Source organism: Ramlibacter aquaticus (assembly GCF_015159745.1).
GTDB classification, from domain to species: Bacteria; Pseudomonadota; Gammaproteobacteria; order Burkholderiales; family Burkholderiaceae_C; genus Ramlibacter; species Ramlibacter aquaticus.
Genome location: NZ_JADDOJ010000151.1, coordinates 1 through 2,591 on the forward strand (window position 1 = coordinate 1; position 2,591 = coordinate 2,591).

Consider the following 2,591-nt stretch of genomic DNA (forward strand, 5'->3'; position numbering starts at 1 on the left):
GACGGTGAGGTGATGCTGGCCGGCGAGGCCGCCGGCGGCACGCAGGACACCTCCCTGGATGCCGGCCAGACCTGGACCGCCGGCAACAGCCCCTCCAGCATCTGGATCAACTCGGCCATGTCGGCCCACGGCGAGCGCCTGGTCGCGCTGCAGTACGGCGGCGGCATCTACCTGTCCACCGACAAGGGCGTCACCTGGACCCGTGCGACCGACCCGCTGGTGAACAACGCCTCGGGCCTGGCCTTCGAGGGCGCGGCGATGTCGCAGGACGGGCTGCGCATCGCCGCGACCGTGCAGCCCAGCACGGCCGTGCCGGCGGGCGAGATCGTGCTGAGCCAGGACGGCGGCGCCACCTGGCACGCGGCCGCCCTGCCGGCGGGCACGCACTGGTGGCGCGGCGTCGCCATGTCCACCACCGGCCAGGTGATCGTGGCCGTGGCCAACAGCGGCGAGGTGTACCGCTCCAACGACGGCGGCGGCACCTGGACCGCGCTCTCGGTCAGCGTGGGCGGCACGGGCTTCGTGGAGTCCTGGTACCGCGTCGCCATGTCCGCCGACGGCAGCACGCTGGTGATCATGGCCAACAGCTATGGCGGCTCCTCGGGCTCCGGCGTGTTCGTCTCGCGCGACGGCGGCGCCACCTGGACCCGTCCCTACGTGCTGACCGCCGACTACACCGAGGCCTCGGTCTCGGCGGACGGCAGCGTCATCGCCGTCAGCGTGTCCAACACGGGCACCACGCCGGGCCGCATCCTGCTGTCCACCGACGGGGGCACCAGCTTCCAGCCGGTGGCCATGCCGGGCACGGACACCGACTGGCGGGCCGTGACCGTGTCCGCGGACGGCGACCAGTTCGCCGCCGCGACCGGGCGCTTCGACAACAACACCGTGGGCCAGCTGTACACGAGCCTGGGCCACCGCACCAGCGTGGGCACCTCGGGGGCGATCACGGGGGCGGCGGGCGACGCGGTGGTGCTGGTGTATCAGGGCAACGGCCACTGGGCCGTGCAGTCGGCCGGCGGCCCGGCCTTCGCCGTCCGCTGAGGCGGTTTTTGCAACGCCGCCCGCCGGGCTGGCTGCGCAAGGCGTATAGTGTCGGGCTGTAACCCCGACGCTCGGCCCCACGGGCCCACGCCTCGCAGTCCCCGCCGGGCAGCGCCGCCCGCTACCCGCCTTGCCCCATGCCGTGCGCCGACCCGGCGCCGTGCGGGCCCGGACGCCCGGACAGCGCCGGGGGGACCCCCGCCGGCCGGGCAGGCCGGCAGCACAGGAGCTGATATTGGCAAAGGAAGAACTGATCGAGATGCGCGGCCGCGTGGCCGAAATCCTGCCTGACTCGCGCTACCGCGTGGTGCTGAGCAACGGGCACGAACTGATCGCCTACACCGGCGGCAAGATGCGCAAGAACCACATCCGCATCATCGCCGGGGACGACGTCACCCTGGAGCTGTCGCCCTACGACCTGAACAAGGGTCGCATCATGTTCCGCCACCTGCCTGAGCGCCGGGGCGACGCGCCCCCGCCGTTCCAGCGCCGCCGCTGACGGCACCGGTGCCGCCGGCGACGCCGGGGCACCCCGCGGCTCGGGCCGCGTTTCAGTCGACCTTCGCGCCCGACTCCTTCACGATCCGGCTCCACTTGGCCGTCTCGCTGCGGATGAACGCCGCCAGCGGGACCGGGCCCATGTCGCCCGCCGTCACGCCCTGCTCGTTGAACCGGGCCAGCACCGCCGGGTCCTTGAGCGCACCCTCCAGCGCGGCATGCATCGCGTCCACCACCGCCTGCGGCGTGCCCTTGGGCGCCATCAGCGCGAACCAGGTCGTCATCTCGTAGCCCTTCACGCCCGCGTCCGACAGCGTGGGCACGCCCGGGTAGGCCGGCGAGGGCTTGCTGCTGGTGACGGCCAGCGCGCGCACCTTGCCGGCGCGGATGTGCGGCGCCGCCGAGGGGCTGGTCTCCAGCGCCATCTGGATCTGGCCGCCCAGCAGGTCGGCCATCATGGGCGCACCGCCCTTGTAGGGCACGTGCGTGATCTGCGTGCCGGTCATGGAGCGGAACAGCTCGCCCGCGAGGTGCTCGGTGCTGCCCGGGCCGGCGGAGCCGAAGTTCACCTTGCCGGGGTTGGCCTTGAGGTAGCTGATCAGCTCGGGCACGGTCTTGGCCGGGATGGACGGGTTCACGATCAGCACGTTGGGCGTGGTCGCGACCAGGCCCACGGGCACCAGGTCGCGCGTGAAGTCATAGGCCAGGTGGCTGTACAGGCCGGGCGCGATCGCATGGGCGATGGTGGCCATGAAGAAGGTCGAGCCATCGGCCGGTGCGCGAGCCGCTAGCCCCGCGCCCAGCGTGCCGCCGGCGCCGGCCTTGTTGTCGATGATGACCGGCTGCTTGAGGGTCTCGGCCATCTTCTGGCCCACGATGCGGGCCAGGATGTCGGTGGTGCCGCCGGCCGCGAAGGGCACGATCAGCGTGACGGGCTTGTCGGGCCAGGCGGCGTGCGCGCCGAAGCTGGCGGCCAGGGCGAGCGCGCCCAGCGAGCGCAGGGCGGCGCGGCGGGAGGGAAGGGGGAAGGTCATGCGTGTCTCCAGGGG

General features: G+C 72.8%; 3 protein-coding genes. 2 read left to right on the top strand and 1 reads right to left on the bottom strand.

The window, feature by feature from the left end:
* Both IM725_RS19805 and infA read left to right on the top strand, forming a co-directional pair.
* On the top strand, positions 1-1,044 hold a 1,044-nt coding region (locus IM725_RS19805), incomplete at its 5' end, for a WD40/YVTN/BNR-like repeat-containing protein (RefSeq protein ID WP_193782361.1).
* 235 nt (positions 1,045-1,279) lie between these two features.
* Positions 1,280-1,543, top strand: a complete 264-nt coding sequence (gene infA, locus IM725_RS19810) for a translation initiation factor IF-1 (protein WP_193782362.1) — start codon at positions 1,280-1,282, stop codon at positions 1,541-1,543.
* A 52-nt stretch (positions 1,544-1,595) separates the two neighbouring features.
* On the opposite strand, the gene IM725_RS19815 is transcribed toward infA, so the two are convergent.
* Positions 1,596-2,576, bottom strand: a complete 981-nt coding sequence (locus IM725_RS19815; RefSeq protein ID WP_193782363.1) for a Bug family tripartite tricarboxylate transporter substrate binding protein — start codon at positions 2,574-2,576, stop codon at positions 1,596-1,598.
* Positions 2,577-2,591 lie beyond the last annotated feature (15 nt).

What these genes read in the sequence shown, in the direction of transcription:
- IM725_RS19815 (WP_193782363.1), bottom strand. Translation starts at nt 2,576, where the DNA reads ATGACCTTCCCCCTTCCCTCCCGCCGCGCCGCCCTGCGCTCGCTGGGC.